Raw genomic sequence first — 25,512 nt, 5'->3', positions numbered from 1 at the left:
TGCGTTCCTTTGGTGCTTGGGTCGTGGGCCTGGTGGCTGATACGGGGCTAGTTGCTGACGCGGGAGAGGCCGGCGAATTGCTTCGGCGCGGCGCCCTTGATGGCGGGCGGCTGACCGCGCTTGGCCTTGCCCTTCACGGGCGGCAGCTGGACCTGCGCGCGCAGCTGGTGAGGCAGCATGCTGATGGCCTGGCGCACGGCCGTTCCGAGGTGCTTGTGGCGGGCCGCCGCACGGTCGAAGACCGTCTTCAGCGGCCCCTCGAGGTCGGGGGCCGGCTTCAGGCGGCCGAAGACGCTGAAGCCGACGAGCGCGCGGGCCTCGACGACCTCAAGGGTCGTGGGGTCGACGAGCAGCACGGCGATCGCGCCGCGGAAGGCGCCCTTGCCGCGGCCGCTCACGAGGTTCAGGTTCTTGCCGGCGTTGGCCTTCGCGATCTCGTTGACCTGGCCCATGTAGGCGCGCATCTGGACGCCGGACATGACCATGCTCAGGACCAGTGCGAGCACGAGGACGGCGGGGAATCTCCAGTCCATGATCTAGGCCTCGTTCCGGCGCACGCTGACGAATGCGCCTTCGGTGGGTGTGGAGAGGGAGCCGGTCGCCTGGATGGCGCCGGGGAGGAGCGCGGTGTCTTCCGCGTTCAGGTAGAGCACGACGTGGCCGAGTTCCTGCAGGTTCGGGTTGGCGAGGTCGCCGACCGCGGTGACCGTGACCGCCTCGTCGCCGATCACGAACTCGTCACCCGCCTGCACGGGCACGAACTCTCCCGTGTGCCCCTTGTGCACGAGGCTGACCTCGGCGAGGGCGTCCGGCACGGGTTCGCCGAAGAGGATGTAGACGCCGCCCTCGAACATGTCGTTCGCGTCGGGTCCGATGCGGGCGATTTCTGACTGCCAGATGGTCGTGGACACGTTGTGGTCCCTTTCTTGGTTCAGGGGTGCAGCGGATGCGCGGGCGGGCCGGGTCTCGGCCCGCCCGGCACCACCTAGACGAGGAGGAAGGAGGCGAAGTAGGCGAGCACGACCGCGAGGGGCGACGTGATCTGCCTGGAGAAGAGCACGGCGGGGACACCGACCGCGACCGTCTCGGGCTCTGCCTCACCGAGGGAGAGGCCGACGGGGATGAAGTCACAGCCGACCTGGCCGTTGACCGCGAAGAGCGTCGGCAGCGCGTACTGCACCGGCAGCGCGCCGGCCGCGATCTGCGTACCCATGAGGACACCGACGACCTGGGCGATCGCGGCACCTGGGCCGAGGATCGGCGACAGGAACGGGAGGCCCGTGATGACGCCGAGCAGGATCAGGCCGATCGGGTTCGACGCGAGCGGGGACACCGCGTTGGCGATGAAGTCCGAGGCACCCGTGTACGTGACGACTCCGATGAGGAGCGAGACGTACGCCATGAACGGCAGGATCGTGTTGAGCGTCAGCTTGATCGCCTGGCGGCCCGAGGAGAGCAGCGTGTTGATGAAGTAGCCGATGGCGTTGCCGAACTTCACGACGAAGCCCGTGAATCCGCTTCCCTGAGCCGCGACCCTGGCGCGTGCATCCGCCTTGGCCTTCGCTGCGATCTCCTCCGGACTCTGCGCCGGCGCCGCTGCCGCGGCGGGTGCGCCAGCCGCTGCGGTTGCCTCGGCATCGAGCGCAACCACGTCGCGGGGCGCGACGTCGGAGACGAAGATGTCCTCGGTGATGAACTGGGCGAGCGGGCCGCCCGGTTCGCCGGGGTACACATCCACGGTCGGGATGCGCTTCTTCGGGTAGACGCCGATGCGCGCCGTGCCGCCGCAGTTGATGACCGCGCAGAGCACGTTCGCGTCCGGCACGTTGTTCTTGAAGCCGTCAACCGCCTCGGCGCCAGTCAGCTCCGCGATCTTCTGCGCGACGGGGTGGATGCCGCCGCCGGTGACCGAGAGGACGATGTTCTTCTCGGCGTTCGGAACGAGGGTCAGACCGTCGCCCCAGCCGCCGCGACCGCGGTTGACCTTGACGCCCTTGTAGTCGGCCGTGCCCGCGCCACCCTTGTCGGCAGCGCCTGCGTTCGTGTTGTCAGCGTCTGTGCTCACAGGACACCACCTTCGGTCTTGGAGCCCTGGAGGTGGCCCTCGGCGTACATCTCGTCGAAGCGAGCGAACGTCGCCTCGTGGCCACCGCGCTTGATGAGCACCTTCGTGATCCATTGCGTGGTTATGCCGCGGATGAAGATGACGACGATGCCGACCATGAAGTAGAGGGCGGCGAGGGTCGCGTACTTGTCGGGCGCGATCGAGAGGACTCCGGCCGAGATGCCGGTCCAGACGAACAGCTCACCTGCGTTGGCGTGCGGCAGGAACGCCGTGACGGGGTGCACGAACGACACCGCGGAGTCGTAGAACGCCGGCTTGTAGCGCTCGGGGAGGAAGCGACCGAACGTGTAGGCCATGGGGTTGGTCAGCATGATCACGGCGATGATCGGCATGACCGTGTAGCGCGTGATCGCGTACTTGCCTGCCCAGCGGACAGCGCGCGTGACGCGCTCTTCGCCGATCCACGTGGTGACGGCGTACATTGCCGTGAGCAGCACGAGGAGCAGGGGGAGGATGCCGGTGATGAGACCCATGAGGCTCTCGGCGGAGGCATTGAAGAGGCCGATGAAGTTCTCGGCGATCCAGGTGATTACTTCCATGCCGGCTTCCCTCCCGACGTGTTCGCCGAGCTGTGCTCGGCGGTGCTGGCCGCGAGGGCGGCGAGCGGCGACTTAGACCGCATGTTCTGACTCCTTTGTCGGGGTGTGCACGAAGTTGCAAATAGATCTGATCGTTTGTGCACCTGCCGAAAGTGTAGGCACGAGCGCCCCCATGCGCAAGAGGAGATTTACTGCCGTTCGAAACGGCTTCGATTCCCCTGACGGGCCCTGACAGAACCTGTCTCCCATCAGCCCCGCGACGTAGCGTTTCCAGCATGAGCACCACGAACCTGACCCTCAACAACGGCGTCGAACTGCCCACCATCGGCTTCGGCGTGTACCAGTCAGCGCCAGAGGAGACGGCGGCCGCAGTCGCCGAAGCCCTACGCGTCGGCTACCGACACATCGACACGGCCGCCGCCTACGGGAACGAGCGCGAAGTCGGTCAGGCGATCGCCGCATCCGGGCTCCCCCGCGACGAGATCTTCATCGAGACCAAGATCTGGATCAGCGACTACGGCTTCGACGAGACGCTGCACGCCTTCGAGAAGTCGGCCCGCAAGCTGGGTGTCGAGCAGATCGACCTCCTGATCCTCCACCAGCCCCTCCCCACCGCCTGGGAGAAGACGCTCGGCGCCTACCGGGCCCTCGAACGCCTCCTGGCCGACGGCAAGGTGCGCGCCATCGGCGTGAGCAACTTCATGCCCGACCACCTCGCGGCGCTGCTCGAGGCGACCGACGTCGTGCCAGCCCTCAACCAGATCGAGCTGCACCCCTACTTCCAGCAGCGGGACGTCCAGGACGCGGATGCGCGCCACGGCATCCTCGACCAGGCCTGGTCGCCCATCGGCGGCATCACGTTCTACCGCGACGGGGACGGCGGAAGCACCCTCGAGGACACGACCATCGGCGCCATCGCCGACGCTCACGGCAAGAGCCCGGCGCAGGTCATGCTGCGCTGGCACGTGCAGGAGGGCCGCTCGGTGATCCCCAAGTCGGTCAAGCCGCACCGGATCGCCGAGAACTTCGACATCTTCGACTTCGAGCTCACCGCCGACGAGGTCGCCCAGATCGACGCGCTCGACAAGGCAGTGCGCCGCGGGCCGGAACCGGAGTCGCTGACTCTCGAGGCGTACGGGATGCCCATCCCCGAGGCCTGATCGGCGGCGGCGCGCGCCTGACCCCGGGTCGCGGCGCTGACGCCTCCGCGGGGGGCCAACTTCCGGGACGACACCGCACGCGCACGCCCGAAGCGTGCGCCTGCACCGATCTGGTCCCGGAAGCTGGCCAGCCACCCCGCTGTTGAGGCGGAAGCCATCGACTACGGCATCGTGCGCGCGACCTTCGAGGCGCTTGACGGGCGACGCGTCCGTGTCGCGCTCATGACTTCGAGCGGGGTGACCGTCCACGACAGCAGCTACAACTGGGCCTCGCAGTCGCACGACTGGAAGCGTCGCGCTGAGCGCCTCGTGCGCGCGAGCGGCAGCGACGACACGATCCTGCGTCCGGCGTGGTTCGACGAGAGCGCCGCCGCGCATCCCGAGCTGCTGTTCCTGCAGGGCGATACGCGGCGCGCTGGCTCGCCCGAGGACGACTCAGTCGCCCGCTCGCAGATCGCGCGGGTGCTCGTCGAGAGCGTGACGGCCGCGGCGGCGAACCGGAAGACGCTCGAACTGGTCGCAGAGCGGGCCCCCGTCAGCCCGACCTCGACCCCGTCTTCGCAGCCTTGCAGGCAGACGCCGAAGGCGCGCTGGACGCAGCCCTCGACCCCGACACGCTCCCCCTCGACCGGGAGCCTGCCGCCTTCCCGGCGGAAATCGCCGAGGTCGCACGCCGCGGGCAGTCAGCATCCGCGAACTGACGTTCAGGGCGTGCCTTGAAGGCGAGAGTTCCACGAGGCTGCTCCGCGGCGGCCTCGCTCCTGACACTTACGGGCCGACAGGTGCGCACAAGTGCAGCACCTTTCGCAGTGCGGGCCGCAGTTCGATGCGGCCCGCACTGATTCGTTGTCGCTGCTGAGTTCCCCGCTGCCGAGTTCCCGCACTGTTGAGTTCACGCATTGCCGAGTTCCCGCACTGCTGAGTTCCCATACTGCCGAGTTCACGCACTGTTGCGTTTACGCACTGTTGCGTTCCCATACTGCTGACGGTCAAGGTGACGTGAGCGAAGGCATGCGTAGCTACCTGGCCGCACGCAGACCCACGTCACCCTGGCTGTCGGCTCGCGAAGGCTCCGACGTCTGGGCCTTCGGTTGGAGATGCCTCCGACCTCGGCAGCCCCAACCACAGCCTCTCGTTTTCCGGTCGTGACAGTGAAGGTGACGTGAGCGGGAGATCCCACCATCCCGTACTCTCGATGCCCCTGACGTCACCCTGGCTGTCAACTCACGAGGAACCCCTCACTCGCCCGGGTGACAGGTACTCGCGGGACCTCCCCCTGGCGGCGCCGCCAGGCGTAGCTTGGAGCTATGAACGACGTGCGCGAGCAGGTGAAGGAGTTCCTCAGCTCCCGCCGGGCGAAGATCACCCCCGAACAGGCCGGCCTGCCCGCGTACGGCGGGAATCGCCGCGTCGCGGGGCTGCGCCGCGAGGAGGTCGCGATGCTCGCGGGCGTCTCGGTCGATTACTACGTGCGGCTCGAGCGCGGCAACCTTTCCGGCGCATCCGAGAGCGTGCTCGACGCGATCGCCTCGACCCTGCAGCTCGACGAGGCCGAGCGCGAGCATCTTTTCAACCTCGCCAGGGCGAGCGCACCGTCGCGCCGCGCGTCGAAGAAGCAGACCGGCGGCGAGCTGCGTCCAGCAGTCCGGCAGATGCTCGATGCCTTCTCGGAAGCCCCGGCGTGGGTGCGCAACGACCGGCACGACGTGCTCGCAGCCAACCGTCTCGGTCGGGCGCTGTACTCCCCCGTCTTCGACGACCCGCGCCGCCCGGTGAACACGACGAGGTACATCTACCTGAACCCGGCCGCCCGCGACTTCTGGCCGGACTTCGACCGCATCGCCGCCGACGCCGCATCGATGCTGCGTATGGAGGCGGGCCGGAACCCGCACGACCCCAAGCTGCACCAGCTCATCGGCGAGCTGTCGACGCAGAGCGAGCTCTTCCGTGAGATGTGGGCGGCGAAAGACGTGAAGTTCCATCGCAGCGGCGTGAAGCGCCTGAACCACCCGGTCGTCGGTCTGCTCGAGCTGAACTTCGAGTCGCTGCCCCTGCCGAGCGAGCCCGGCCTGACGATGAACGTCTACACGGCCGCGGAGGGCAGCCCAAGCGCCGACGGGTTACGGATGCTCGCGTCCTGGGCGGCCACGGAGCTCCCCGCCGGCGTCTCGCTGACCCACCAGCAGCAGTAGCGGGAGCACGGAGCGGCGCGCCTCCTGCCCGGTGCCCCCCTCAGGCAAGAAGAGTGAGACAGAAGCATCCGGAGTCGCTACTTCCGGATGCTTCTGGCTCACTCTTGCTGGGCGAAGTCCGGCGAACGGAGCATTGGTGCCAGTGTTATCCCCACCCTCGTCGCTGCTCCTGAGCCGCTAGGGCTACGGGTACTCCTCCGGCGTCAGCAGCTCGCCCCAGACCGTCTCGGGCTCGTCGGAGTCAGCCCCGGGTGCCTCCCAGAGGGCGAGGTGGCACATGAAGTTGTCGGCGGATGCGCCGTGCCAGTGCCACTCGCCGGCTGGCGTGCACACGGTGTCGCCGGGCCGCAGCTCGATGAGCTCTTCGCCCCGCGACTGCACGTACCCGTAGCCCTCGGTGACGTGCAGCGTCTGGCCAACCGCGTGGCGGTGCCAGGCCGTGTGCGCACCAGGTGTGAAGCGCACCAGGTTGAGGCGGGTGCGCGACGGCTCGGTGCCCGCGTAGTAGGCGTTGAAGTAGACGTCGCCGGTGAACCACTCGGCTGGCCCCTTGTTGGTCGGGCTCTTCGGCTGGAGTTCTGTGCTCACGAGGAGGTTCCTTTCTCGGGTTGTGGTGCGTACGGCCGCGGGGCGACTACATCTGGACGAGCACCTTGAGGGCTTCGCGTGCATCCATGGCTGCGTAGCCGGCCGGCACCTCGTCGATGCCGATCGTGCGGTCGAAGACGCGACCCGGGTTGATGTCACCGTTCAGGACCTGCTGGATCGCGGGTTCCATGTACGCGCGCACGGGAGCTGGCCCACCCGTGAGGGTGACGTTCTTGCCGAAGAGCGACCCGAAGCCGATGGGCGCTTCCTCGTACTGGGGCACGCCGACGCGCGAGATGACGCCGCCGGGACGGACGATGCCGTACGCCTGCTCGTAGGCGGGCATGTGGCCGACTGCCTCGAGCACGACGTGGCTGCCTTCGCCGTTCGTGAGGTCCATGACCTGCGCGATGCCGTCGTCGCCGCGCGCGGCGACGACGTCGGTCGCGCCGAACTCGACGCCGAGGTCGGTGCGCGAGGTGTGACGGCCCATGAGGATGATGCGCTCGGCGCCGAGCTGCTTGGCCGCGAGCACCGCGGAGAGGCCGACGGCGCCGTCCCCGATCACGGTGACGATCTTGCCGCCCTCGACGCGGCCCATGTGCGCTGCGTGGTAGCCGGTCAGGTACACGTCGGAGAGCGTGAGGAGGCTGGCCGCGAGGTCTGCGTTCGCACCGCGGGCGAGCGCGTTCGCGTCGACGCCGGGCACGACGACGAGGCTGCCGTCGGCCTGCGGGATGCGCGCGAGCTCGGCCTGCAGGCCGCCGATCTCGGTGCTGCCGTAGAAGCCGCCGTGGATGCACGACGTCTGCACACCCTCGCGGCAGAACACGCACGTGTTGTCCTGGAACGCGAACGGGGCGATGACGAAGTCGCCGACTTTGAGGGTCGTGACGGCGGCGCCGATCTCCTCGACGATGCCGATGAGCTCGTGGCCCATCGGGGAGCCCTGCTCGCTGGCCTGCATCGAGTGATACGGATGCAGGTCCGAGCCGCAGATGCACGCCTGCGTCACCCGGACGATCGCGTCGGTCGGCTGCTTGATGGTCGGGTCGGCGACGGTCTCGACTCGGACGTCGCCTGCTGCGTACATGAACGTGGCCTTCATGGGTGCCTCTCGTTGCGCTTCCGGGAACTGCGGCGGGCCACGCCGCCCTCTCGAGAGCGCCGGCCGCCGCCGTTCCTCCATTGGATCGCTACCAGCCTGCGCCCGGGAGGGGCGATCGTGCCAGGTACTGGCATGCCCTGCCTGGGACGGTGGGCCGACGACGCGTGTCCAACATCAGTGCAGAATCGGGCTCCCGGCGACGTTTTTGCGACTCAGGGGCTGACTATTGCACTGATGTTGGACAGGCAGCGCGAGGCGCGGCGCGGCGCGGCGCGGCGGCGGCGACGGCGACGGCGACGGCGACGGCGACCAGCTTCCGTGTTGATGCGAGCTCCCCGGGCGCGAAGGGCGCATCCGGGGCCGTCCCATCCCGGAAGATGGCCAGCGGGGGCGGGCGGACGCGGCGACTCGGGCCAGAACAGCGCCTGCCACCACGCCTACGCCTCTGCGGTGAGGCCCTCGTGGATGCGGCGGAGGTCTTCGATGAGCGAGCCGATCAGCACCCAGCTGCCGCCCTTCGGCGCTGAGACGACCAGCGGCGCGGTGAGGGCCGGCGGCTCCAGGATGAACGACTGCGGCTCCCCCGGTTCGCTCGGGATGAGGATGCGCGTGTCGTGCGCGGCCCGTCGCAGCTGCTCGGCGATGGCGATGGCCTGCGGTTCGTCGGCGAGCGTCGGCTCCCAGTGTTCGGCGACAGCGCGGGTCATACCGGTGAGCTGCGTGACGATGGGGCGGAAGCGGTCGAGCAGCTCTTCGCATTCGACAAGCTCTTCGTGGTGCCTCGACTTCCGCGGGTTGAAGGTGAGCGACTCGAGCCCGTCGGCGATGGAGTTCTCGGCGGCCCCCGCCATGGGACGCAGGAGGCGCGCCTTGAGGAGCAGCTCGGTGAGGCTCGCGGGGGTCTGCGGCTGCTCGAGGGCGTCGGCGAGGCGCTCGAGCGACGCGGCGATCTCGTTGCCGAGCATCGCGGTGTCACGCTGGGCCGGACCGACGAGCACTGGCGGCAGGATCACGGCGTTGATGAGCAGCCCGAAGGCGGCGCCGATGAGGGTCTCGAGGATGCGGTCGAGCGCGTACTCGGGGGTGGATGCGCCGAGCGCCAGGACGAGCATGGCGCTGATGGCGACCTGGTTGCTGGTCGTGGAGGTCATGCGCAGCAGCCAGGCGACGATCATCGCGACGACGATCGCGAGGAGGATCACCCACGACTGCGGGCCGAGGACCAGCGAGATGGCGCTCGCGACGGCGACGCCGATGACCACTCCGGCGCTTCGCTCGAGGGCCTTCGCGAACGACTGGTTGACACTCGGCTGCACGACGAGCAGCGCGGCGACGGCCGCGAAGACCGGCAGGGGGCCAGGGATGAGCCAGCCGGCCAGCAACCACGCGCCGACCGCAGCGACGGCGGTCTTCGCGACCTGCAGGGCGGGCACGCGCTTGCTCGCCTGAATCCGATCGAGGCCGGTGAGACGGGTGAGGGATCGCACGTGCTCAGCGTAGGACGCCGGGCGGGGCCAACGCCCAGGCGTCGCCCAGCGGCACGGCCAGCCAGCTCGGCGCGGTCAGCTCGTCGTCGCCGTGAAGATCACGAATGCCACGACGATGGCCAGGATGATGACGACGGCGAACGTCGCACCGGCGATCAGCAGCGCGAAGGCGACGGGATGCGCCTGCCACCAGGGCACGAGGCGCGGGTCGCGGGCGCGCAGCTGCGGAGGGGTGATCGGCTCGGGGACGGAGATCCACGGCACTCCGCGGCTCGCGAGGTCGTGCATCATCGCGGTGAGCTGCTGCTGAGTCCACATCTGTCCGACGAGGATCAGCAGCCTTCGGTCGCGGCCCGTGACGATGAGGTGGTGCGTGGGGGCGCCCATCAAGCCGCCGAGCGTCATCTGATCGACCGTGACGACGCTGGTCGCCTCGGCCGCCGCGAACCGGCGCGTGCGGAACATCCACCTGTGCTCGATCCAGCCGTCGCCGAACCGGATGTAGGTCTCGCGCATCGATGTGCGGGCGAGCCAGATCGAGAGCGGCACGGACCCGCCGATGAGCACGACAACGAGCACGCCGTAGCCGAAGCCGAGCCAGAAATCCTGGAGCGAGAAGATGACGACGAGCATCAGGAGGATGGGCGCGAGCATGGCCAGGCTGATCCAGGACTGCCTCATGTTCAGAGCGATGGCCCGACGCTGGGTTTCCGGGGAGAGGCGTAGCTCGTGCATCAGAAGAGCCTAGGGCGTGTGCCCGTATTCTGGGCGGATGCCGAGACGCTCGCCGACTGCACCGCACGGGGTGGATGCGACGAACTCCGCCGTTGCCGGACCGCACGGCCGGGTCCCGGTGCGGACCTACGCCCCCGCCGACGGCAGTGCTGCGCGCTCGCCGATTCGCCCCGTCATCTGGCTGCACGGGGGCGGCTTCTACTCTGGCGGCCTCGACCAGCCGGAGACGCACGAGGTCGCGGTTGCCCTGGCACGGGCGGGGTTCGAGGTGACGACCGTCGACTACCGGCTCGTGACCCTCGGCGGGAGAGAGCGGGCGGGGCGCAGGGGCGCACCGGTTCCGAGGAGCTCCCGCCGCCAGCGTCGGCCGGAGATCCGCTTCCCGATCCCGCTCGACGATGTGATGGCGGTCATCGACGGGGTCAGCGCACGGAGCGACGATGGGGTTGTGCTCGGCGGTGCGAGCGCCGGGGCGTGCCTCGCGGCGGCGGCGGCCTACCGCTACGAGCGTGCTGGGGCGTCGCCCCTACGCGGGCTCTTTTTCACGTACGGCACGTTCCACGCTGAGCTGCCCGAGCGCTCGCCCGAGCTGATGAGTCGTCTGCGCGGCAGCCGCCGCTACGTCCACACGCCGTGGCTGATCGGTGCGATGAACCTCAACTACGCGGGCAGCGAGGAGGTCCTGCCGCTTCCCGACGCGTTCCCCGGAGGCCACGACCTGAGCGGCTTCCCGCCCTGCCTGGTGGTGGATGCGGACCGCGACGCGATGCGCGCATCCGGTTCCCTCTTCGCCCGCGAGCTCGCCGAGGCGGGTGTCGACACCGAGTACCGCGTGCCGCCCGGCAGTACGCACGCGTTCTTGAACCGGCCGCGCGACCCCGCGTTCACGCGCGGCATCGACCTGATTTCCGAGTGGATGCGCGGGCTGGGCTGAGCTGTCAGCGCGCCGTCCCGCGACCCGGGCCCTCGGCTGGCCGAGCCGGTCAGCGGCGCGGCGCGCGCGGCGGGTTCGGGTCCCTTGCCGCACCGACCCGCGTGACGAAGAGCGGCACGTCGCGGCGCGAGAGCCCGAGTCGGTAGCGCAGCTCGCCCTGCGCGAGCGACGAGTCGATGATCTCGGAGGCTGGCGCGAATGCCGCTCCGCGGGCCGTGGCCATCAGCCACAGCCGCATGAGCGCCTGGCCGGCCTCCAGCACCCGTTCCGGTGGGAGTCCGAGCGGGGAGTTGAGCACGCGGGTCACCTCTGCGCCCGATCCGAGGTCGAGCAGCTTGCTGTCGGCCACCAGCACGAAGGCGGTCGCCGCGGCGGGCGCGTCCTCGCCCGCCGCCGAGACGGGCACTTCGAGCAGCGCGCGGCGCCACAGCTCCCCGACCGGGGTCACGATGCGCACCGCGGCCTCGCGCAGGCGGCGATTGCGTGTGAAGGGCGACACGAGGCGCGAGGCGACCGCGGGTAACCCGAGCACCCGGTCGTTGAGCCCATCGACGTGGTAGCGCGGATGCGTGGGGTGCAGCCGCAGCCAGTGCGCGAGCTCGCGCGCAACGGCGGGATCCCGCAGAGTGTCGGCGGTGCCGAGCGACGAGAAGTGCCGCAGGTCGTCGGCGTCGACGGGCACGAGCCGAAGCCAGTCGGGCAGCGAACTGGCGAGCTCGATCACGAGCCCCTTCGCTGGCGCGAGATCGCTGCGCACCGTCTTCCGCGATGCCAGCAGCTGTCGGTCGGAATCCGGACCTGCCGAAGATGCAGGTGCCGCGCCCCCGGCGGCCGCGCTCCTGCTGCCAGGCGTATGCACCGCGGTGCCGTGCTCGTGGGCGCCGGTGCCGCTGGCGCTGCCGCTCGGGCTGGCGTTCTCGTTCGGGGTGCCGCTCCCTTGGCCGTCGGCACCGTCGTCCGGGGCTCGGCGCAGCTGGATGCGGAGCACGGGCTCGTCGCTCCTCGCGTGCACGATGGCCTCCGGGTCCGCGAGCGCGGGCAGGAGCTCGACATCGAAGTCCACTCGGTGCGCGGCCGCGCTGACGCTGAACGCTTCGAGCCACGCGCCCAGGCCGAACAGGGTGTCCCGCCCGGTTGGGTCCGAGGCCGGCAGGGTCCGCGTGCGCGCGACTCGGAGCTCGACCGCTTCTCCGTCGCCGATCATCCGCGGCGACCAGGGCTGGGTGTTGTGGGCCGATGGCGCCGACGCCGCGTCGGCGATGATCTGGTTCAGCGTGTGGATGCTGGTCATCGCTGCTCCCCCTCGTTGCTCGTGCGCGGGCCGGGCACCGCGCCCACCTGCTTCCTGTAGAACACGGTCTTGTGCAGCACCTCGCCGCCCATTCGGCTGAGCTGCCGCGCCGACGCTGGGTTGTCGTGTCCGATGTAGGTCGAGCGCAGCGCCGTGTACCCGCCCTCGATGAGCGCCTCCCCGACGGTCCGACCGAGGAGCGTGCTGATGCCGCGCCCCCGCGCCTCGGGGACGGTGCCCTGGATGGTGAGGACGGCTTCTCTCGGCTCCCGCTTCGACCGCCAGATCTCGAGCAGCTGCCTCGGGCCGATGCGGCCGGAGGAGCGCTGCACGATGCGCGTGACGTCGGGGACGCAGAGCAGGAACCCGAGCGGCTCGCGGGTCTTCGCGTCGAGCGCGAACGCCCAGATGCTGGGATCGATGATGGCGACGAGCCCGCTGGTCGCCTCGCGCATCTGGGCCGGAGAGATCTGCGTGTAGTAGGGCAGCTCGGCAAACGCGGCGTTGACCAGCTCCCGCTGGCGCGCGACGTCGCGCGGGAAGCGCAACCGCGACGCCCGCTCGATGACGACGCCGGCGGCTGCGAGCTCCGCATCGGTGGGGGCAGTGAAGGCGTCGCCCTCGATCTGTCCGAGGCGCCCCTGCTCGAGGCGCGCGATCCAGGTCGCCGACTCGTTCCAGGTCGTGAAGCCGAGCCGCTCGTAGGCGGCGGGCACCCAGTCGGGGTTCCAGGCGCCCTCCACGAAGCCCCGCTCGCCGAAGCCGCTCGTGATGACGCCGCCCACCTGGTTCGGGAGCAGAGTGACGGGGCCGAGGAGTTCCCGCCGCCCGACGTTCCTGGCACGCCCCTCGAGGGCAGTGATGATCGCACCGAGCGCCTCCGCATCGGCGGCCGCGACGGCTCCGAACAGCTGCAGACTCGAGTCGAGCTTCGCGTCCAACGCGGCGCTCGTGTGCGCGACCGTACGGGCGACCGGCTCGCCGCCCCGGTAGGCGATGAGCAGCTCGACCGTCGACTCGTGCGCCCCCTTGCCCTTCCACCAGGAACGGAGCGTCGACTCGAGCACTGGCACCTCGCGGCTCGGGTCGGACACACGTCCCGGCAGCTCGACGAACTCCAGGAACTCGAGCTCGGACTCCACGCGCCTCACCTCGATGGTGTGCTGGCGCGCGGGCCGGTCGGCACTGCCTGTCACAGCGGGAGTGCAGGCACGGGCCGCGTCTGCCCGCCCCGCGTCGCCGCCGTCACCCCCATCAACGCCGCCGCGACCGTGGTCGCCGGCACCCGGCCCCGCCGAGTCAGCCGCCTGCGTCGCGCCGCCCTCGACGCTCGCCAGTTCCTCCTCGCTGGCGAAGAGGCGGATGAACCCGGCGTCGGCGTTCTTCGTGTCCTTCACGATCCACTGCATGAGGTGGCGGTGCTCGGGCATCCTGGCGAAGCGGATGAGGGCGTCGCGCGTCGAGAAGTTCGCGAGGGTCCCGAGCGTCCAGGGCGCCTCCCAGTAGATGCCGTGCCAGCAGTAGTCGGGCATCCGTCGCATCTTGCCGGTCATCTGCCCCCAGATGCGGCCCGTCACGGCCCAGGCGAGGGGGGTCGTGTAGCGGGTTGCACCGACGAACATCGATGCAGTGTCGAAGATCGTGTGCGACGCCGGTGGGATGGGGGTGGTCAGCTTCTTCGGCTTGCGCGTGGGCTCGGCGACGAGCGGCGGAATGCGACCCTGTTCCCGTTCCTTTGTGACCGGCGCGAAGTGCGGGTTGTGCGCCATCTCGCCGGGCGGCGGCTCGGGGTCGGCCCGCCAGATGCCGTTCGAGTAGCCGCGGGCCTCTGCGAGCAGCAGCTTCGTGCGTCCCCGATGCGAGGCGGCGACCTCCCGCGCTTGCTCGATGCTCTCGAAGAGCAGGAGCTCACCGACGACTCGTCGGTCGCGGAAGCGCTGCCGCCAGATCACGCCGTCGTGGTCGGCGCTGCGCCCCTCGACGATGACGAGCGCCTCGGCCCGTCCTTGAATGGGCGCCTTCGAGAAGTCTGTCGTGAACACGGCCTACTCGGCGTTCTTGACGACGTAGACGTTCTTGATCTTCGCGTTGCCTCCCGTGAACGGCCCCGTGCCGAAGGGATGCACCTCGATGCGGAGGTCGCCCGTCGACGGGTCCTCGTCGAGCGACTGCGCGAAGTCGCGCGAGACCGAGGCCAGGTGCTCGACGATGCCGAGCCTGGTCGTCTCGCTGAGCTTCGCGACCTCGTCGTCGGTCAGCATCGCTCCGTCGCGCAGCTGGAGGTGCACGACGGGCCGCTGCTCGTGCCCGTCGAGCTCGAGCAGGCCGAGCTTGAACGACTCGATGTCGCCGGCGTGCGGGTTGTCGCGGTAGAGCCCGTTCTCGATGTCGATCGGGTACAGGTTGGCCCCCATGTAGGAGATCGTCGAGTCCTTCCGACCGAAGAGCAAGAGGAAGGGCAGCTTCATCCGCTGCACCGCGAACGCCCGGTGGAATGCCCTCGACAGCGCCGGGTCGAGCTCGGCGATCTTCTCTCGCACCTCGGGGAACGAGAGGATCTTCGCCTCGTCGCCGATGTTGTAGCGCAGCTTCGGGCTGAGCACTGCGGAAGAGTTCAGCGTCACGACGAGCTCGTTGCTCGCGTTCGTCTCGAGGTAGGTCTCGAGCGGGTTGTACTGGAAGACCATCGGGATGCGCGACTCGTCGTCGCCGAGGAGAACCCGCCGCAGCCGCTCGTCGGCGAACATCGCGCGGCGCAGCCACACGCAGGCATCCGACTCCCCGGCCATGCCGATCGTGAGGTCGGAGGCCCCGTACCCCGAGTAGACGCGGCCGAAGCGCTCCTCGAGGTAGTCGCGCAGGCCCTCCGTCATCGCCTCCCCGCCGACGAAGCCGTTGAGGCGGTGCTTCGACCAGTCGAACCACTCCTCGCCGTCGAGCCGGTCGCGGAGGTGCTTCAGGAAGGGCGGGTAGGCGCTCACCAGGTACTGGTACTTCGGCCCGAAGTGGCGGATGGTGTCGACGATCTTGTCGATGTCTGGACCGGTGTTCTTCACCATGGAGATCTTCGAGAGCGCATGCCCGGTATTTGTGCCGGTCGCCCAGGCGCCCATCGAGAAGGCGTTGATGCCGAAGAGCTTCTTCGTGCCGAACAGCAGCGTGATGTATCCCGCCACGTTGTTGTGGATGGTCTTGAGCTCGTGCCGCCCGCGGATCCAGTTGAAGGGTGACCCGCTCGACCCGCTCGATTCGTCGACGACCGTGCCGATCGTGTCGATCTCGCCGCCCCAGCAGCGCTCGTCTTCCGTGTAGCGCTTGACGTAGTCGTCCTTGTTCGTCTCCGGGTAGCTGGAGAGCTGCCACCACCGGAACCTGAAGTCGTTCTCGTGCAGCCACCGCTGGTAGGCGGGCACGTCGAGGTTCGCGCGTTGGCAGATCATCCACGCGTTGAACTTCGCGAAGTCGCCCATGGCGGGCACGTAGTGGCGTGCGGTCCACCGCCAGACGGCCGGATGCAGGTGGTACAGGTCGTAGGTTTTCGTGAGCGCCCCAGACCCGAGCCGGAGGAGGGACTGCCGGAGCTTCGACGCACGCTGCAGACCGGCTGGTCCCGGCGCCGCCGTGCTGCCTGATCTCTCTTCCCGGACATCGAGCTGCTGAGTCACGTCGCTCCCCCGTTCACGTCTTCCCTGAAGTGTGCGCATAGCTAAGCACGAGCCACGGACATTCGGCCTGGGATCTCCGCCATAGCTCAGACATAGCTGCGCCATAGCCCCCTGCCTGAGGAGCAACCGAGGCTGTCCGAAGTTCCGTGAAACAGACCAGGAGAGCCACCATGATCAAGATCCCCGAGCCCGACCTCACGCCGGACGGCCCCGCCTACGAAGGCAGGCTCCTCGACCGCGCAGACGAGGAGGTCGTCGACCAGGGCGTCGCGTTCGACCTCGGCACGCTCATGTCGCGGCGGGGACTGCTCAGCATTTTCGGCGTCGGAGTCGGGACGGTCGCACTCGCCGCCTGCGCGCCGACGAGATCAGGCGCCTCGAGCACGGCCACCGCCAGCGCCACCCCCTCCGCGAGCGCCACAGCGACGGCAGGCTCCCTGCCAGCGAGCGAGATCCCCGACGAGACGGCCGGCCCCTACCCCGGCGATGGCTCGAACGGTGCCGACGTGCTCGAGCAGTCCGGGGTCGTGCGCAGCGACATCCGCACGAGCATCGGCAGCACCATGGCCGCGGCCGGCGTGCCCATGACCCTCACCCTGACGGTGCTAGACATGGCGAACGGCGACCGGCCCTTCGAGGACGTCGCCGTGTACGTCTGGCACTGCGACGCGACCGGCGGCTACTCCATGTACTCGGAGGGTATCGAGAACGAGACGTTCCTGCGCGGCGTGCAGGTCGCCGACGGTTCTGGCAGCGTCACCTTCACCTCGATCTTCCCCGCCTGCTACACGGGGCGATGGCCGCACATCCACTTCGAGGTGTACCCCACGATCGACGACATCACCGAGTCGACGAACGCCATCTCGACCTCGCAGGTCGCCCTGCCCGAGTACGCCTCGAGCGCCGTCTACGCGCTCGCCGGCTACGAGGGATCCGCGTCCAACCTGGCGCAGGTCAGCCTCGACTCCGACAACGTGTTCGGCGACGACGGCGGTGCGCTGCAGCTCGCGACGGTCACGGGCGATGCGACAAGCGGTTACAACGTCGCACTCACCGTGCGCGTCGACACCGCGACCGCCCCGACCGCGGGAGCCGCGCCGTCAGGCGGCGGGGGCGCAGGTGGGCCTGGCGGTTCCGGCGGCCCCGGAAACTCTGGAGGCCCCGGCAGCTGAGCCCCGCGCATCCCATCTGGCGGAGCACTTCAAGCGCCCGCGACCCCGACAGACCCACAGAAAGGAAGGCGACCATCATGCTCGCGAACCTCACGGGCTGGCATGGCATCGCCGTGCTCGCCATCATCGTGCTCATCTTCGGCGCATCGAAGCTGCCGGCCCTCGCGAAGAGCGTCGGTCAGTCGATGCGCATCCTCAAGACGGAGGTGCGCGACCTCGACACGGAGCTGACGCCAGAGGCCGGCGGTGCGGACGGTTCAGCCCCGCGCGGGCGCTGAGACCCTCGTGACGACAGGATGCGCCGGTCGGCCGAATCCCTCACGCTCGCCCGCAGAGCCTCGCCCGCGCATCCGCCGCCCTCACACCCCAGTCGCCGCGAGCCGATCCACCGCCGCCTTCAGGTACGCGGACGTCGCGCTGCCCTCGACCGCGGCGACCTCCTGCGGGGTGCCCTGCGCGACGATCTCGCCGCCCTCATCCCCCGCGCCCGGCCCCATGTCGACGACCCAGTCGGCCCCCGCGACGACGCGCATGTCGTGCTCGACCATGACGACGGTGTTCCCCAGGTCGACGAGGTCGTGCAGGTGCCCGAGCAGGCGATCGGAGTCGGCGGGGTGGAGCCCGGATGTCGGCTCGTCGAGCAGGTAGAGCGTGTCCCCCTGCTGCGCGCGGCGCAGCTCCGAGGCGAGCTTCACCCGCTGCGCCTCCCCTCCCGACAGCTCAGGCGCGGGCTGGCCGAGCGAGACGTAGCCGAGGCCCACATCCGCGAGGGCGTCCAGGTGCTGGAGCACGTCGGCGCGACCGGCGAACTTCTCTCGCGCCGCGGTGACGCTCAGGTCGAGCACGTCGGCGATCGAGGAGCCCTCGAACTCGACCTCCAGCGTCTCGGCGTTGTAGCGCCTGCCGCCGCAGGTCGAGCAGGGCGCCTGCACCGTGGGCAGGAAAAGCAGCTCGACCTCCATCGTGCCCTCGCCCTTGCAGGTCGGGCACCTGCCGCTTGGCAGATTGAACGAGAAACGGCTGGCGCTGTAGCGGCGCCGCTTCGCCTCATCCGTCGACGCGAACAGCGAGCGGATGCGGTCGAACAGCCCCGTGTACGTCGCGACGTTCGAGCGCGAGGTGCGGCCGATGGGCGCCTGGCTGACCTGCACGATCCGCTTGAGTCGGTCGGCTGGCCCGACGGCCCGACCCTGTGTCGCCGACGCTTCGATGGCGAGCATCGGGTCGTTGCGGTCCGGCTCGTCGGTGGCGGTCGTCTCGCCGACCTCGCTGGCGAGACTCGCGCGCAGCAGGTCGGGGAGCGCCTGGTTGACGAGCGTCGTCTTGCCCGACCCCGAGACACCGGTGACCGCGGTCAGGCAGCCGAGCGGGAACTTCACCGAGAGGCCGCGGATGTTGTTGCGCACGACCCCGTCGAGGGCGACGCGCTGGTCGCGGGGCCGCGGCGCGCGGATCGTCGGCCTGGGAGAGTCGGGGCTGTCGAACAGGTAGCGACGCGTCACCGATTCCTCGGAGCCGCGCAGGCCGTCGAGGCCCCCGGAGTAGACGATGCGGCCGCCGGTAGCGCCGGCCCCCGGGCCGATGTCGACGATCCAGTCGGCCTCGCGGATGACGTCGAGCGAATGCTCGACGTAGAAGACGGTGTTGCCGCGGTCCCGGAGGCCCCGAAGGATTCCCAGCAGCGCCTCGGTGTCCGCGGGGTGCAGGCCGGCCGAAGGCTCGTCGAGCACGAAGACGACGCCGAAGAGCCCGGCGAGGAGCTGGTTGGCGAGGCGCAGCCGCTGGAGCTCGCCACCGGACAGCGTGCCGGTCTGCCGGTCGAGGGCGAGGTAGCCGAGCCCGAGGTCCGAGAGCGGCGCGAGGCGAGCGCAGAGCTCGCCCGCCAGGCGTCGGGCGGCGAGCACCTGCTCGGGCGCCAGCGCTGCTCCCCGCGAGCGCTCCCACTCTGGGCCAAGCACCTGCTTCATGAGTGCGGCCAGCTCACGAAGCGGCATCGCCGCGATCTGCGTGATGTCGCGCCCCTCGAACGTCACTGCGAGCGCATCCGGCTTCAGCCTCGTTCCGCGACAGTCTGGGCAGATCACGCTCTCCATGAACGCGGCGGCCTTCTCGCGCATCCGCTCGCTCTTCGAGTTCGCGAACGTGTCGAGCACGTACCGCTTCACGCCGACGAACGTGCTCATATAGGAGGGCTCGTCTCCCGCCGCGACAGCCGCGCGCACCTGCGCCGGCGACCTGCCCGTGAACACCGGCACCTGTGGCTTCTCGGTCGTGTGCAGCAGCCAGGACCGCTGCTGGGCGGGCACCTCGCGCCACGGGATGTCGATGTCGTAGCCGAGCGAGACGAGGCTGTCGCGCAGCTGCTTGCCGTGCCAGGCAGTCGGCCAGGCGGCGATCGCCCCATCGCGGATGCTGAGCGACGCATCTGGGACCATGAGCGATTCCGGCACCTCGTAGACACGGCCGAGGCCGTGGCAGTTCGGGCAGGCACCCTGCACAGTGTTCGCCGAGAAGTCCTCCGCGAGCAGCATGGGCGCTCCCGCCGGGTACTCCCCCACCCTCGAGAAGAGCATCCGCACGACGTTCGCGATCGTGGAGGTGCTGCCGACCGTCGAGCGCGCACTGCCACCGCCCCGCTGCTGCGGGAGCGCGACCGCCGGCGGCAGGCCCTCGACCGAGTCGACGTCGGGTGGGGAGACCTGGTTCATCAGGCGGCGCGCGTACGGAGCGACCGACTCGAAGTAGCGGCGCTGCGCCTCCGCGTACAGCGTGCCGAAGGCGAGCGAGCTCTTCCCCGAACCGGAGACGCCGGTGAATGCGACCAGCGCGTTCCTCGGGATGTCCACGTTCACGCCGCGAAGGTTGTGCTCGCGCGCGCCCCGCACGACCACTCGATCCGGTGCCCCAGCTGACATCTGTCCCTCGGCGAAAACCATCGACCCAGCATGACGGCCGTGCGTGCGCCGAAACTGGGCGCCTTCAGGTAACGCAAGGTTACGCAGAGCTACGACGGGAGCGAACGGAGTAGAAATGTCTCGTTGTCCGAACATATGACAGCTCCAAACTGGACAAAGGAGTTCCCATGACAGACCAGACCGCCACCAGCCCCCGCACCATCGGGGTCGGCCTCATCAGCGTCGGCTGGATGGGCCGCCTCCACTCGCGCGCCTACCGCGCCGTGCCAGACCACTTCCCAGAGCTCGGCATCAAGACGCGCCTCGTCGTCGCCGCCGACCCCGTGCCAGAGGCGCGCGCGCAGGCCGAGGAGCGCCTCGGCTTCGAGCGCACCGTCGCCGACTACCACGAGGTGCTCGCCGACCCCGAGGTCGACGTCGTCTCGATCTGCTCGCCCAACTTCCTCCACGCCGAGATGGCGATCGCGGCCGCCGAAGCGGGCAAGCCGTTCTGGATCGAGAAGCCCATGGGGCGCTACGCGTCCGACTCGCGGCGCATCGCATCCGCAGTGGATGCAGCCGGCATCGTCACCGCCGTCGGGTTCAACTACCGCAACGCCCCCGCGATCGCGCACATGAAGCAGCTCATCGAAGAGGGCACGATCGGCCGGGTCACGAACGTGCGCGGCGCGCTCCTCGCCGACTACTCATCCGACGCCCTCGCGCCGCTCACGTGGCGGTTCGAACGCGAACGCGCCGGCTCTGGCGTGCTCGGAGACCTCCTCTCACACGGCCTCGACCTCGCCCAGCACGTCGTCGGCCGCATCGGCAGCGTCTCGGCGACGGCGGAGACGTTCATCACCGAGCGCCCCGCGCCGGGCACGGGCATCGTCGACCGATCGGCGCCGGGTACGGGCGAGCTGAAGCCCGTCGAGAACGAGGACTACGCGGCACTGCTCATGCGCTTCGACAACGGCGCCATCGGCATCATGGACTCCAGCCGCATCATGCGCGGGCCCCGCGCCGAGTACGCCCTCGAGGTCTACGGCACGAACGGTTCGCTGCGGTGGGACTTCCAGCGCCTCAACGAGCTCGAGGTCTGCCTCGACTCGTCGAACCCCTACGGCTACACGACCGTCTACATGTCTCCCGGCCACGGCGAGTTCCACCGCTTCCAGCCGGGCGGCGGAACCGGCATGGGCTTCGACGACCTCAAGACCATCGAGGCCGCCCGCTTCCTGGAGAGCGTCGTCACCGGCAAGCAGGTCGCGCCGTCGGTCGCCGATGGGCTCGTCGCCGCGCAGATCGTCGAGGCCGCAGAGGCCTCCATCGAAGACGGCCGCTGGCACGACGTCCCCGCCCGCACGTAGCTGCCGCTGCCGCTGCCGCTGCCGGCTCCCGACTCCCGACTCCCGACTCCCGACTCCCGACGAGTCTCGGGCTGGGGAACTCACTTCGTTGCGGGAAGGTTCCATCACGAGGCGAGTTCTCCAGCCCGAGACTTCAGTCTGGCCGAGAGCGTCGGCCGCGCCGCCGCTAGAAGGTCGTCGCGTCGATCACGAAGCGGTAGCGGACGTCAGATTTCAGGACCCGCTCGTAGGCCTCGTTGATCTGGGCCGCTTCGATGAGCTCGACCTCGGATGCGATGTCGTGCTCGGCGCAGAAGTCGAGCATCTCCTGCGTCTCGCGGATGCTGCCGATCGTCGACCCCGCGAAGGAGCGGCGGTTGTTGAACAGCGTGAAGGCGGTCACGGGGATGGGCTGGGCTGGTGCGCCGACGTAGACCATGGTGCCGTCGAGCGTGAGCAGGTTCAGGTACTGGTCGATGTCGAGGTTCGCGCTGACCGTGTTGATGATGAGGTCGAACGTGTTCCGCAGCTCGGAGAACGTGGCCTCGTCGCTCGTCGCGTAGTAGTGCTTGGCGCCGAAGCGCAGCCCGTCTTCCTGCTTGCTGAGGGTCTGCGAGAGCACGGTCACCTCGGCGCCCATGGCGACGGCGATCTTCACGGCCATGTGGCCGAGGCCGCCCATGCCGACGACGGCGACCTTCTTGCCTGGGCCCGCCTGCCAGTGCGCGAGGGGCGAGTAGGTGGTGACGCCGGCGCAGAGCAGCGGCGCGGCCTTCTCGTAGGGGATGCTCTCGGGAACGCTGAGCACGAAGTCGGCGTCGACGACCACGTTCGTGGCGTAGCCGCCCTGCGTGATGCTGCCGTCGCGGTCCTTGCCTCCGTACGTCATGACGTTGCCGTTGGTGCAGTACTGCTCGGAGCCGGCCTTGCAGTTGTCGCACTCGCGGCAGGAGTTGACCATGCAGCCGACGCCGACACGGTCGCCGACCTTGTGCTTGGTGACGCCGCTTCCGACTTCGGCGACGGTTCCGACGATCTCGTGGCCGGGGGCGAGCGGGTACGGCACCTTGCCCCATTCGCCGCGCACCGTGTGGATGTCGGAGTGGCAGATGCCGGAGTATGCGATGTCGATGAGCACGTCGTTCTCTCCGACGGCGCGGCGCTCGATGGTGGTGGGCTCGAGCGGCTCGGTTGCTGAGGGGGCGGCGTATGCCTTCGCGGTCGTCATTCGTGCTCCTTCGGGTTGTGCTTGGAGGTCGTTCGCTCGCCTGCTCCGGTTCTCGGAGCGCGGCGGGACCGAGGAGACTCTATGCCTCGCCTCCGACAGTCATTCCCCGCGGGCGTTCAGGTCGCCTCGTTTGAGGGCGACGTTGGGATGCGGACGGGCTGAAGGCGCGGGAGGCGCGGCGGCTTCGGCGTCCGCCTGCCCTGCATCCACGACCTCGTCGACCGAGACGATGCGCAGCATGCCGGTCTCGAGGCCGACGGCGACCTCATCGGGAATCATGTACAGCGCGCGTGTCTCCGGTCCGGCACTTGCGGTGCCGCGGAACTGCCGCTTGGACATGACCTTCGCTTCCGGCGTCGCGTTGCGGCGGCGACGTCGGGTCCTGAACTGGCGGGCGAGGAAGCGGCCGAGGGTGACGCCGCCGGCGATGCCGATGCCGATGGAGCCTGCCTGCACGAGCCGCAGCACGCCGTCGTCGGAGGAGTCGCTCGAGGTGATGTCGAGCATGCCCTGGTAGATGGCGAGCCCTGGCAGTAGCGGCACGGTGCCGCAGACCGTCGTGATGGTGGCGGGGATGTGCAGCTTGCGGGAGAGGCCTTCGCCCAGGATGCCGATGATCAGCGCGGGCACGGCGGTCGCGACGAGCGGCTCCGTGCCTGCGGTGACGAGCACGTCGTAGCCGAGGTAGGCGATGCCGCCGAAGATCATGACGACGAACGCGGTGCGCATCGTGGCGTAGGAGGCGAGCGCCCAGGCGGCGGCCGCGATGGCGGCGCCGATGACCTGCACGGCGGACGGCCAGGGCTGCACGGACCGTTCGACGAGGCGCAGGTCGATGCCGAGGCCGCGGGCCACGTCGAGCACGATGGCGATGCCGACGATGAGGCCCAGCGTGAGCAGCACCACTTCGAGGAGCCGCCCCATGGCGGTTATGGGGAAGCCGTTGATGGCATCGTCGGCGGCTCCGACGAACGACATCCCGGCGAGCAGCACGACCAGGCCGGATGCGACGACGAGCGCGGGCGGGAGGGCGGCGAATTCGCCGGGGAGCACGGGGAGCGCCGCGAGGAGGCCGACGGCGACGCCCGTTGCGATGGCGGCGCCGGCGATCTGCAGGAAGAAGGCGGGCAGGCCCCAGCGGCCGAGGGCCTGCAGCACGAGGTCGACGACCACCGTCGTCGCTGCTGAGAGGAGGCACACGAGGGGGCCGCCGCCGAGGAGGAAGCCGACGCCGCCCGCCATGAGGGCGAGCCAGAGCGTCACCATGGAGCGGCGGAATCGCTGCGGGGCGACGAGGATCTCGTCGAGGCGCTGGTGGAACGACTCGAGCTGGTTGAGGGCCTCCTCGAGCTTGGCCGGGTCGTCGATCGTCTCGGCGACGTCGATGTCGTTCGGGTCGGCGGCGATCTCGCGCGACAGCTCCATGACGCGGGTGAGGCGGTCGTAGTCGGGCAGGCGGCTGTTGACGACGCGCAGCAGGCTGATGCCGGCCCCGTCGTTGACACCGTCGTGGACGACGAGAATCGACGTGAACGTGAGGTCGATCTGGCAGTCGACGCCGAAGGCCTTCGTGGTGCGGCGGATGGCGTCGGTCACGTCGGTCGCCGACGCGCCGAGGGCGAGCATCGTCTCGCCGACGCGGACGGCCAGTTCGAGGACTTCGCGGATGCTGCGTTCGGCGAGGAGGGCACGCTGCGCGCGGCGCCCCACAGTCGTCGACGGGGTCTTGCCGCCGACCTTTCTGGCCAGGTTGTCGAAGAAGTTCTTACCGCGCACGGCCGGAGTCTAGTTGCGGGATGGGGTCGGCGTCAGCGCCCTGTGACGATGTGCACGAGACCTCTCAGCGCCGCGCCGAGCGGCTCGACTTCCTCGGCGGTGTTGTGCGCGTGGAAGGAGAGTCGCAAGTTACCGGCGCGGTTCGCGGCCATGACGTCGAGCCGCTCGAGCGTGTCCCTGATCTCGTCTGCCGCTCCCTCGACGGGGGCGAGAGCGAGGATCGCGGAGCGTGCATCCGGGAGCCCCGCCGCAGACGCGAACGCGGCGCTCACTTCGAGCGCGTGCGCCTCCAGTTCGGGCGCCCCGATGCCGAGCAGGAAGTCGAGCGAGGCCTCCGTACCGACCCACGCGTGCCAGGCGGGCGAGACGTCGAAGCGGCGTGCGTCTGCGGCGAGCCGGAGCGGCAGCCCGTAGATGCTCGACCAGGGGTCTTCTCCCGCGTACCAGTTCGCGGCGAGGGGGCGGATGCGCTCGTGCAGTTCCGGGGTGAGCGTCAGGAACGCGGTGCCGCGTGGGCAGAGCAGCCACTTGTAGGCGGCGCACACGGTCGCGTCGAACCGGCTCGCGTCGACGTCGTTCCACCCGGCGGACTGGGTGAGGTCGATAAGGGTGCGTGCACCGTGCCGTTTGGCGGCAGCTTCGATGGCGTCGAGGTCGGCGACGGCGCCGTTGCGGGACTGCACGGCCGATACGACAACCCAGGCCGTCTCCGGTCCGATCTCCTGCGCGATGCGGTGCACGGGTACCTCGCGCAGGCGCAGCCCGCGGTCGGCGTGGGCCGCGAACGGGAAGCTGACGCTCGTGAAGTCGTTCTCTGCGAAGAGCACCTCGGCGCCATCGGGCACGGATGCGGCGATGAGCCCGACGAGGGGTGAGACCTGGTTGCCGATCGCCACCCACGGGGCGGGCACGTGCACGAGCTCCGCGTAGAGCTGCCGCGACCGACTGACGGTGCCGTCGTAGTCGTTCGCCTGCCTGCGCCCCGCACTCCAGCCGACCAGTTCACGCGTCAAGGCGTCCGTCGTCGCCTGCGGCGGCAGACCCATCGACGCGGTGTTCAGGTAGAGGGGCTCCGCAGAGAAGGCGGCCGAGTAGATCCAGGACATGTCGCCAGGCTAGCGACCCCGCGCGGGGCATCCCGGAAACTCCGCATATCCACCGCGCACCGCTGCCGATCACGCGCTAGCCTCTGGCCATGAAATGCCGAGACAACGACGCTCATCTCGTCACGGTCCGGACCCGGTCGCGACACGCATGCGCGAGCATCGT

General features: G+C 69.5%; 22 protein-coding genes. 7 read left to right on the top strand and 15 right to left on the bottom strand.

Going from position 1 to position 25,512, the window contains the following annotated elements; genetic code table 11:
* Window positions 1-47 precede the first annotated feature (47 nt).
* The 4 genes from HDC34_RS03940 to HDC34_RS03925 all read right to left on the bottom strand — a co-directional run bounded on the left by HDC34_RS03940 (window position 48) and on the right by HDC34_RS03925 (window position 2,664).
* Complete coding sequence (locus HDC34_RS03940; protein WP_179555945.1) at window positions 48-533, bottom strand: transcriptional regulator GutM; 486 nt, start codon at window positions 531-533, stop codon at window positions 48-50.
* A 3-nt stretch (window positions 534-536) separates the two neighbouring features.
* Window positions 537-911, bottom strand: coding sequence for a PTS glucitol/sorbitol transporter subunit IIA (locus HDC34_RS03935; protein WP_179555944.1), 375 nt, complete (start codon window positions 909-911; stop codon window positions 537-539).
* Between the two features lie 74 nt (window positions 912-985).
* The gene (locus tag HDC34_RS03930; RefSeq protein WP_104310355.1) at window positions 986-2,065 is read right to left on the bottom strand and encodes a PTS glucitol/sorbitol transporter subunit IIB; all 1,080 of its coding nucleotides are present in this window, start codon (window positions 2,063-2,065) and stop codon (window positions 986-988) included.
* Window positions 2,062-2,664: a PTS glucitol/sorbitol transporter subunit IIC gene (locus HDC34_RS03925; RefSeq protein ID WP_104251554.1), complete on the bottom strand. Its 603-nt coding sequence runs from the start codon at window positions 2,662-2,664 to the stop codon at window positions 2,062-2,064. The genes HDC34_RS03930 and HDC34_RS03925 overlap by 4 nt, the downstream gene beginning before the upstream one ends.
* Window positions 2,665-2,939: 275 nt before the next feature.
* Here HDC34_RS03925 and HDC34_RS03920 point away from each other — a divergent pair, with 275 nt between their 5' ends.
* The 3 genes from HDC34_RS03920 to HDC34_RS03910 all read left to right on the top strand — a co-directional run bounded on the left by HDC34_RS03920 (window position 2,940) and on the right by HDC34_RS03910 (window position 6,016).
* A complete protein-coding gene (locus HDC34_RS03920; protein ID WP_179555942.1) occupies window positions 2,940-3,824 on the top strand; it encodes an aldo/keto reductase in 885 nt (294 codons plus the stop codon).
* 171 nt (window positions 3,825-3,995) lie between these two features.
* On the top strand, window positions 3,996-4,544 hold the full coding sequence (locus HDC34_RS03915; protein WP_218854881.1) for an NAD(P)H-binding protein: 549 nt from the start codon (window positions 3,996-3,998) through the stop codon (window positions 4,542-4,544).
* 587 nt (window positions 4,545-5,131) lie between these two features.
* On the top strand, window positions 5,132-6,016 hold the full coding sequence (locus HDC34_RS03910; RefSeq protein ID WP_179555941.1) for a helix-turn-helix transcriptional regulator: 885 nt from the start codon (window positions 5,132-5,134) through the stop codon (window positions 6,014-6,016).
* Between the two features lie 183 nt (window positions 6,017-6,199).
* On the opposite strand, the gene HDC34_RS03905 is transcribed toward HDC34_RS03910, so the two are convergent.
* The 4 genes from HDC34_RS03905 to HDC34_RS03890 form a co-directional block, all read right to left on the bottom strand.
* Window positions 6,200-6,604 carry a cupin domain-containing protein gene (locus tag HDC34_RS03905; RefSeq protein WP_308807261.1) on the bottom strand — a complete coding sequence of 135 codons (405 nt, stop codon included), beginning with the start codon at window positions 6,602-6,604 and terminating at the stop codon, window positions 6,200-6,202.
* A gap of 46 nt (window positions 6,605-6,650) precedes the next feature.
* Window positions 6,651-7,712 (bottom strand): zinc-binding dehydrogenase, encoded by a 1,062-nt coding sequence (locus tag HDC34_RS03900; protein ID WP_179555939.1) that lies wholly within the window; start codon window positions 7,710-7,712, stop codon window positions 6,651-6,653.
* 437 nt (window positions 7,713-8,149) lie between these two features.
* Window positions 8,150-9,199 carry an FUSC family protein gene (locus HDC34_RS03895; protein WP_179555938.1) on the bottom strand — a complete coding sequence of 350 codons (1,050 nt, stop codon included), beginning with the start codon at window positions 9,197-9,199 and terminating at the stop codon, window positions 8,150-8,152.
* Window positions 9,200-9,274: 75 nt separating this feature from the next.
* Window positions 9,275-9,934 carry a hypothetical protein gene (locus tag HDC34_RS03890; protein WP_179555937.1) on the bottom strand — a complete coding sequence of 220 codons (660 nt, stop codon included), beginning with the start codon at window positions 9,932-9,934 and terminating at the stop codon, window positions 9,275-9,277.
* Between the two features lie 37 nt (window positions 9,935-9,971).
* On the opposite strand from HDC34_RS03890, the gene HDC34_RS03885 reads away from it, so the two are divergent.
* A complete protein-coding gene (locus tag HDC34_RS03885) occupies window positions 9,972-10,868 on the top strand; it encodes an alpha/beta hydrolase (protein ID WP_179555936.1) in 897 nt (298 codons plus the stop codon).
* A 49-nt stretch (window positions 10,869-10,917) separates the two neighbouring features.
* Here the strand turns inward: HDC34_RS03885 and HDC34_RS03880 are convergent, their stop codons facing one another.
* From HDC34_RS03880 to HDC34_RS03870, 3 genes are read right to left on the bottom strand one after another with little or no spacing between them, the layout of a single operon-like run.
* Window positions 10,918-12,159, bottom strand: a complete 1,242-nt coding sequence (locus HDC34_RS03880) for a hypothetical protein (RefSeq protein WP_179555935.1) — start codon at window positions 12,157-12,159, stop codon at window positions 10,918-10,920.
* Window positions 12,156-14,201, bottom strand: coding sequence for a hypothetical protein (locus HDC34_RS03875; RefSeq protein WP_179555934.1), 2,046 nt, complete (start codon window positions 14,199-14,201; stop codon window positions 12,156-12,158). Before HDC34_RS03875 ends, HDC34_RS03880 begins: the two co-directional genes overlap by 4 nt.
* Window positions 14,202-14,204: 3 nt before the next feature.
* Window positions 14,205-15,824, bottom strand: coding sequence for a phenylacetate--CoA ligase family protein (locus HDC34_RS03870; RefSeq protein ID WP_307852988.1), 1,620 nt, complete (start codon window positions 15,822-15,824; stop codon window positions 14,205-14,207).
* Between the two features lie 170 nt (window positions 15,825-15,994).
* On the opposite strand from HDC34_RS03870, the gene HDC34_RS03865 reads away from it, so the two are divergent.
* Window positions 15,995-16,996, top strand: a complete 1,002-nt coding sequence (locus HDC34_RS03865) for an intradiol ring-cleavage dioxygenase (RefSeq protein WP_179555933.1) — start codon at window positions 15,995-15,997, stop codon at window positions 16,994-16,996.
* Between the two features lie 77 nt (window positions 16,997-17,073).
* Complete coding sequence (locus tag HDC34_RS03860; RefSeq protein ID WP_179555932.1) at window positions 17,074-17,274, top strand: twin-arginine translocase TatA/TatE family subunit; 201 nt, start codon at window positions 17,074-17,076, stop codon at window positions 17,272-17,274.
* Between the two features lie 81 nt (window positions 17,275-17,355).
* Here the strand turns inward: HDC34_RS03860 and HDC34_RS03855 are convergent, their stop codons facing one another.
* Window positions 17,356-19,932: an excinuclease ABC subunit UvrA gene (locus HDC34_RS03855; RefSeq protein WP_257023068.1), complete on the bottom strand. Its 2,577-nt coding sequence runs from the start codon at window positions 19,930-19,932 to the stop codon at window positions 17,356-17,358.
* Window positions 19,933-20,078: 146 nt separating this feature from the next.
* On the opposite strand from HDC34_RS03855, the gene HDC34_RS03850 reads away from it, so the two are divergent.
* On the top strand, window positions 20,079-21,260 hold the full coding sequence (locus HDC34_RS03850) for a Gfo/Idh/MocA family protein (protein WP_179555931.1): 1,182 nt from the start codon (window positions 20,079-20,081) through the stop codon (window positions 21,258-21,260).
* A 166-nt stretch (window positions 21,261-21,426) separates the two neighbouring features.
* On the opposite strand, the gene HDC34_RS03845 is transcribed toward HDC34_RS03850, so the two are convergent.
* From HDC34_RS03845 to HDC34_RS03835, 3 genes are all read right to left on the bottom strand, one after another.
* Window positions 21,427-22,467: an NAD(P)-dependent alcohol dehydrogenase gene (locus tag HDC34_RS03845; protein ID WP_179555930.1), complete on the bottom strand. Its 1,041-nt coding sequence runs from the start codon at window positions 22,465-22,467 to the stop codon at window positions 21,427-21,429.
* 99 nt (window positions 22,468-22,566) lie between these two features.
* Window positions 22,567-24,243 carry a threonine/serine exporter ThrE family protein gene (locus tag HDC34_RS03840; protein ID WP_179555929.1) on the bottom strand — a complete coding sequence of 559 codons (1,677 nt, stop codon included), beginning with the start codon at window positions 24,241-24,243 and terminating at the stop codon, window positions 22,567-22,569.
* 32 nt (window positions 24,244-24,275) lie between these two features.
* Entirely contained in the window at window positions 24,276-25,349 is a 1,074-nt protein-coding gene (locus tag HDC34_RS03835; protein ID WP_179555928.1) for an aminotransferase class V-fold PLP-dependent enzyme, read from the bottom strand.
* Between the last annotated feature and the right edge of the window lie 163 nt (window positions 25,350-25,512).

It is taken from the genome of Pseudoclavibacter sp. JAI123 (assembly GCF_013409665.1).
GTDB lineage: Bacteria > Actinomycetota > Actinomycetes > Actinomycetales > Microbacteriaceae > Pseudoclavibacter.
The sequence above is the reverse complement of the archived record's forward strand: the minus strand, read 5'-3'. Positions and strand labels throughout refer to the sequence as shown.